Here is a 6,555-nt window from a genome sequence, read left to right on the forward strand (position 1 = left end):
ATCGGCCTGCTGGGCGTGCACGCCCTGCCCGTGGGCGCGGGCGGCCTGGCCGTGCCGCTGGCGCGGGTCTGGGCCGGTGCCGACCAGACCGCGCCCGTGGTGGTGGTGGTGACGTCCCAGCACAGCGCGGCGCGGGCGCAAGCCGCCGCGCTGCAAGCCTCGGGCGCCGACACCTGGACGCCCTCGCTGGCCCAGTTGGCAGACGACGCCGCATGGCAGGCCTGGAGCCAGCCGCTGCTGCAGGCGCACGCGCTGGCCCCGGCGCAAGCCGGCACGGTGTTGCTGCTGGCGCCGGAAGGCCAACTGGACGGCCTGGATTCCGAGAGCGTCGCCGCGCGCCTGGGCAGCCTGGCCGCGCAATTGATTGCCAGCGCGAATGCAGCCGGCGTGGTCGCCACCGGCGGCGACGGCGCGCGCAGCGTGCTGGTGGCGCTGGGCGCCCGCGGCGTTGCGCTGGTGGACGAAGTGATGGGCGGCGTGCCCCTGGGCACGCTGACCGGAGGCACGGCCGCCGGCCTGCCCGTGGTGACCAAGGCCGGCGGCTTTGGCACCGAAGATGTACTGGTTCGCGCGGTGCGCGCGATCCGCGATAGGAGATTCAAGCGATGACACAACCCCAACCGGGCAAACTGCCCCTGCTGGCCGTAACCCTGGGCGACGTGGCGGGCATCGGGCCGGAAATCACGGCCAAGATGCTGATGGGCCATGACGAACTGCGCCAGAAGGCCCGCCTGCTGGTGGTCGGCGACGTGGACGTGATGGCCAACGCGGTGCGCAGCCTGGGCGGCGATCCCGCCATCGTGCGCAAACTGGACCGCGCGGCCGACTGCAGCAACACCCCCGGCACCATCGAGGTGCTGCAGGCCGGCCCGTCGCTGGCCCATGTGAAGCTGGGCGAGATCAGCGCCGACGCGGGCGATGGCTCGGTGCGCTTCGTCACCACGGCCTGCGCCCTGGCGCGCGCCGGCGAAGTCGACGGCATCGTCACCGCCCCGCTGAACAAAGCCGCCATGCATGCCGCCGGCCACAAGTGGCCTGGCCACACCGAGCTGCTGGCGCACGAGTTCGGCGTCAAGACCTTCTCGCTGGTGCTGTCGGCCGGCGATCTCTACATTTTCCACGCCACCACCCACGTGTCGCTGCGCCAGGCCATCGAAGACCTGACTCCGGCGCGCATGCGCGCGGTGCTGCGCCTGGCCGGTTCGTTCGCCCAGGCACTGGGCCGCGGCGACCAGCCGGTGGCGGTGTCGGGCCTGAATCCGCATGCAGGCGAAAACGGCATCTTCGGCAGCGAGGACGCCGACATCCTGGCGCCCGCCGTGGCCGAAGCGAATGCCGCGGGCATCCTTGCCGCCGGCCCGATCCCGGCCGACGCGCTGTTCCCGCAAGCCGTGCGCGGCAAGTGGAAGTTCGTGATCGCCTGTTACCACGACCAGGGCCACGCGCCCTTCAAGGCGGTCTACGGCGACGATGGCGTGAACATCACGGTGGGCCTGCCGGTCGTGCGCGTGTCCGTGGACCACGGCACCGCCTTCGACATCGCCGGACGCGGCATCGCCCGCGAGGACAGCCTGATCCTGGCCGCCGAGCGCGCCGCGCATCTGGCCCCGGGCTGGACGCATGTGTGGGAAACTGCGCGGGCACAAACTGGAGGTTGATTCCCATGGCGCCCGCCACGCACGACGCATTGCCCGTACTTGACCGCTCCGGCGACATCCCGCTGCACGCCCAGGTGGCGACCCTGCTGCGCGGATATATCCGCACGAACAAGCTCGCGGCCGGCGCCGTGCTGCCCAGCGAGGCAGCCTTGTGCGATCGCTTTGGCGTGGCGCGCAGCGTGGTGCGCCAGGCGCTGGCGGCCCTGGCCACCGAAGGCCTGATCCAACGCGAAACCGGACGCCCCGCCAGCGTCGCCGCGCCCCAGGAACACCGCCGGCTGGTGCAGCGCTCCACCGGCCTGTACGAGCAATTCGCGCAGTCCGGCGTGGCCTTGCAGACCCGCGTGCTGGCCTTCACTCGCGCCGAGCCGCCCGGCGACGTGGCGGCCTTCTTCGGCACCACCCAATTGCTGATGCTGGAACGCCTGCGCCATGTGGCCGACGCGCCGCTGGCCTACGTGCGCACCTGGCTGCCGGTTGACGCCGTGCCCGGCCTGCGCGCCGACGATCTGACCGACGCTTCCTTGCACGGCGTGCTGACGCGGCGCTTCGGCCTGCGTCCCGGCGCCGGGCGCAATCAGATCCGGGCGGTAGCCGCCGACCAGGCGCTGGCGCAACTGCTGGACACGCAAACCGGTACGCCTCTGCTGATGCTGCAGGGCCAGGGCATGGACCAGCATGGCCGGCCGCTGGAATGGTTCACGACCTGGCACCGGGCCGAACAACTGGTGTTCGACGTGGACGTCAGCATGGGCCATGAAAGCGTGCAGCCCCGGCTGCAATCCCCCGCCCCGCCCGCCGAATCCGCGGCAGAGGAACACGACCCGCTGGCGCGCGCCCAAGACCTGGTGGCCGAACTATCCGCCGAACTGGCCAGGCTGCGCGCGCAGCGCTGAAGCGCCATCCCGCGCCCGCCGGCCTGGCGCCGAGCATGTACCCGGCAGCCACCGCGCCGCGATTCTCCGGGCCTGTAGCCGCGGCTATCCCTATCCCAGCAAGTTTTCCCTGACGTGCAGCAGATGCCTGCGCACGGCCTCCATGGCGCGCTCGGCGTCGCGGTCGTACAGCGCGTCAACGATCTCACGATGCTCCACTTGATAGGACGCGCGCCGCTCGGGCGTCAGGCTCTTGCGCTTCAAGGCGCCCCAGGTCGCTTGGGAGCGCGCCGCGGTCATCAGCGCGAACACCTTTTCAATGAAGAGATTGTGCGTGGCGCTGGCCATCAACTCGTGCAGCCTGGCGTCCCAGATCTCGAACGCTTCGAAGCTGTCGGCGGCCTCTGCCCGCGCACAGGCGTCCTGCATGGCTGCGAAATCGGCCGGGCTGCCATGCTGCACCACCAACGCCGCGATGGCCGGCTCCAGCACCAGCCGCGCCGCCATCAATTCGGCCGGACTGGTGGACAGCACCTCGGCGCGTAACAGCCCTTCAGCCTGCGCCAGGGCCGAAGGGGGATTGGCATAGGTGCCGCTGCCCACCCGCTGCGAGATCAGGCCTTCGCTCTTCAATTCCGCCAGGGTGCGGCGCACCGTTGAGCGGCTGATGCCGAACTGCTCGCCCAGGGCGCGTTCCGTGGGCAGGCGATGGCCGGCGGGCCAGGCGCCGGATTGCAGATTCTCGATGATGACCGCGCGCAGGGCGGAAGCTTTGTCCATGGACCTTTCCAAAATAGCTAGCGGCCAGATGATACCAATCCAGACCAATAAATGCCTGAAAAACTATTAATTCAGATAGGACTATTGGTTCTTTTGGTATATTCTTTCTCGAAATTGGGCCTGAAAATATACATATTGGTACTTTTTGGTATTAAACACGGGCGATCTGAACCGCCCAGGGAGCAAGCATGAAAATTGCAGTATTCCGGATCAACGGCGAGCGCCGCATCGGCGTGGTTTCCGACGACGGCGGCAGCGTGACCGCCCTGGACTTCCCGCGCGAACTCGCGGCGGCCGGCGCGCTGACGGCCGTGGAATGGCTGGCCGAAGGCCGCGCCTTGCCGGGCAAGATCGGCTCGTCCTACCGCTGGGACCAGGTGGAACATGAAGCGCCCCTGCCGGCGCAGCGGCGCAACCTGTTCTGCGTGGGGCGCAACTACCACGCCCACGCCAAGGAATTGCGCGACTCCGTCTTCAAGGACAACGACGCCAATCCCGAATCCTGGCCCATCGTGTTCACCAAGGTTCCGCAGACGGTGGTCGGCCCCTGGGCCGACGTGCTACTGCCCGTGGGCGTCTCCGACAAGATCGACTACGAAGCCGAACTGGCGGTGGTGATCGGCAAGGGCGGCCGCAATATTTCCCGCGCCGAGGCCATGAGCCACGTCATCGCCTATACGGTGGTCAACGACGTCACCGCGCGCGACGTGCAGATGCGCCACCAGCAATGGGACCTGGGCAAGTCCTTCGACACTTTCTGCCCCATGGGTCCCTGGCTGGTGACGGCCGACGAGCTGGACGGCCAGAAGACCCGCGTGCGCTGCTGGGTCAACGGCGAACTGCGCCAGGACGGCAACACCGAAGACCTGATCTTCGACATCCCCACGCTGATCGAAACCTGCTCGCGCGGCATCACCCTGTATCCGGGCGACGTCATCGCCACCGGCACGCCGGCCGGCGTGGGCCAGGGCCTGAACCCGCCGCAGTTCCTCAAGAACGGCGACGTGGTGCGGGTGGAGATCGACGGCATCGGCCACATAGAAAACCGCTTCGTCTGAGCGCAGAGCCCCGGAACTGAACATGGGGCGGCTCGACGGTAAAAGCACAAGGAGTGAGACATGAATCTGCGTTGCTACCGGGCGGCCGCGGCCGCCTTGCTATGGCTGGGAACCGCCAACGCGATAGCTGCCGGCTACCCTGAACGCCCCGTGACCATGGTGGTGCCCTTCCCGCCCGGCGGCGTCGCCGACACGATCGCGCGGCCGCTGGCCCAGGCCATGGGCGACAAGCTGGGCCAGGCCGTCGTCATCGAGAACAAGGGCGGCGCGGGCGGCGCCATCGGCATCGGCCAGGCCGGGCGCGCCAAGCCGGACGGCTACACGCTGCTGATGAGCCTGTCGTCCATTTCCATCCTGCCCGCGGCCGACCACCTGCTGGAACGCAAGCCGGCCTATCAGCTGGACCAGTTCGTACCCATTGCGCGCATCACCGCCGATCCCACCGTGCTGGTGGTGCGCGCGGACGCCCCGTACAAGACCTTGCGGGAATTCGTCGACGCGGCCAAAAAGCAGTCGGGCAAGTTCAGCTACGGCTCTTCCGGCATCTACGGCACCATGCACGTGCCTATGGAGATGCTGCAGAACGCGGCAGGAATCAAGATGATGCACGTGCCTTTCACGGGCGCCGGCCCTGCGGTGCAGGCCCTGGTGGGCGGCCAGGTCGATGCCCTGGCCACCGGCCCGTCCAGCGTCATGCAGCTGATCCAGGCGGGGCGCGTCAAGGCGCTGGCGCACTGGGGCGACGGCAAGCTCGACAGCCTGCCCGACGTGCCGTCCTTCAAGTCGCAGGGCTATGACATCAGCTTCGTGCAGTGGTCCGGCGTGTTCGCCCTGGCCGGCACGCCGCCGGCCGTCATCGACAAGCTGCGCCAGACCGTCAAGGACATCGCCAACAACCCAGAGGTCCAGGCCCGCATCGCCGGCACCGGCAGTCCCGTGCAATACCTGGACGCGCCAGCCTTCGACGAATACTGGAAGAAGGATTCGGCCTCGCTGGAAGTGGCGGTCAACCGGATCGGCAAGGTCGAATAGCCGCAAGCCGCGGGGCGTGCGCGTCCCGCTCGCTTACAGACGCAAGGATGCGGGCGCCAACTGGCGCGCCAGCGCCTTGCGGTCGACCTTGCCCACCGCGTTCTCGGGCAGGCGCTCGACCCACAACACCTCGCGCGGCACGTAGATCCGGCCCAGGCGCGCCAGCACCTCGGCCAGTATGCCGGCCGCATCCGGCGCGGCGTCGGCCGCGCGTTGCACGAAGATCACGGGCACTTCCCCCAGGTCCTCGTCGGGCGCGCCCACCACGCAGCAGGCGGCCACGCCCGGCAGGCCCGTCACCACGCCCTCGATCAGCGCCGGCGAGATGTTCTCGCCGCCGCGGATGATCACGTCCTTGATGCGGCCGGTGATGCTCAGATACCCCTGCTGGTCGAACCGTCCCAGATCGCCCGTATGCAGCAACTGCGGCGCGCTGGCGTCGGCGCTGTCCACGCCCACATAGCCCAGCATCAGGCTGTCGCCCGCGATGCAGATCTCGCCTTCGCCGCCCGGCGCGACCTCGGCGCCGTCCGGCAGGCGCAAGGTCACGCTCTGGCCGGCCAGCACCGTGCCCACCGAGCCCATGCGGCGCGCGGCGGGCGGATTCATGGTGGAGGTGCAGGTGGCTTCCGACAGGCCGTAGGACACCACCAGCGGGCAGCCCAGGAAGGCCTCGATGCGCTGGTGCAGGGCTTCGGTAATCGGCGCCGAGCCGCAGCGCGCAAAGCGCAACGCCGCCAGGCTTGCGGGGTCGAACTGCAATTCCAGCATGCGCGCGTACATGGTCGGCACGCCGGTAATGATGCTGGGCCGGAACGCGCGCAGCAATCCCGGCATGTCGTCCGCCCGGAAACGCCCCGCCAGCGCCACGCAGGCGCCTGCCAGCAGCGGCGCAAAGATCTGGTTGTTGAGCGCATTGGTGTGATGCAGCGGCATCACGTGCAAGAGCCGGTCGTCCGGCGTCAAGCCGGTATGCGCCAGCACGCCGCGCGCATTGTTCGCCAACCCTCGGTGGCTCAGCAGCACGCCCTTGGGATTGCCGGTGCTGCCGGAGGTGAACAGCAGCAGGCCGGCGTCGCCGGGCGCGGCCTCGTCGCCGCCCGTCCAATCCAGCGGGCCTTGCCTCGCGTCGGCTGCGTCCAGCAGGCGTTC

At 69.0% G+C, this 6,555-nt stretch carries 7 protein-coding genes; 5 read left to right on the forward strand and 2 right to left on the reverse strand.

Annotated features, from left to right (window positions below):
- The 3 genes from WBB14_RS20010 to WBB14_RS20020 all read left to right on the forward strand — a co-directional run.
- On the forward strand, window positions 1–609 hold a 609-nt coding region (locus tag WBB14_RS20010), incomplete at its 5' end, for a nucleotide-binding domain containing protein (protein ID WP_424241378.1).
- A complete protein-coding gene (gene pdxA, locus WBB14_RS20015; protein WP_424241379.1) occupies window positions 606–1,658 on the forward strand; it encodes a 4-hydroxythreonine-4-phosphate dehydrogenase PdxA in 1,053 nt (350 codons plus the stop codon). The genes WBB14_RS20010 and pdxA, both read left to right, overlap by 4 nt.
- A gap of 5 nt (window positions 1,659–1,663) precedes the next feature.
- Window positions 1,664–2,554: a GntR family transcriptional regulator gene (locus WBB14_RS20020; RefSeq protein ID WP_424241380.1), complete on the forward strand. Its 891-nt coding sequence runs from the start codon at window positions 1,664–1,666 to the stop codon at window positions 2,552–2,554.
- Between the two features lie 90 nt (window positions 2,555–2,644).
- Here WBB14_RS20020 and WBB14_RS20025 read toward each other — a convergent pair whose 3' ends face one another.
- Window positions 2,645–3,313, reverse strand: coding sequence for a FadR/GntR family transcriptional regulator (locus WBB14_RS20025; RefSeq protein WP_424241381.1), 669 nt, complete (start codon window positions 3,311–3,313; stop codon window positions 2,645–2,647).
- Between the two features lie 188 nt (window positions 3,314–3,501).
- On the opposite strand from WBB14_RS20025, the gene WBB14_RS20030 reads away from it, so the two are divergent.
- Both WBB14_RS20030 and WBB14_RS20035 read left to right on the forward strand, forming a co-directional pair.
- A complete protein-coding gene (locus tag WBB14_RS20030) occupies window positions 3,502–4,371 on the forward strand; it encodes a fumarylacetoacetate hydrolase family protein (protein WP_424241382.1) in 870 nt (289 codons plus the stop codon).
- A 60-nt stretch (window positions 4,372–4,431) separates the two neighbouring features.
- On the forward strand, window positions 4,432–5,403 hold the full coding sequence (locus tag WBB14_RS20035; RefSeq protein ID WP_424241383.1) for a tripartite tricarboxylate transporter substrate binding protein: 972 nt from the start codon (window positions 4,432–4,434) through the stop codon (window positions 5,401–5,403).
- Between the two features lie 33 nt (window positions 5,404–5,436).
- Here WBB14_RS20035 and WBB14_RS20040 read toward each other — a convergent pair.
- On the reverse strand, window positions 5,437–6,555 hold a 1,119-nt coding region (locus WBB14_RS20040; protein ID WP_424241384.1), incomplete at its 5' end, for a class I adenylate-forming enzyme family protein.

Source organism: Achromobacter sp., from assembly GCF_049647645.1.
Lineage (GTDB): Bacteria > Pseudomonadota > Gammaproteobacteria > Burkholderiales > Burkholderiaceae_B > Achromobacter.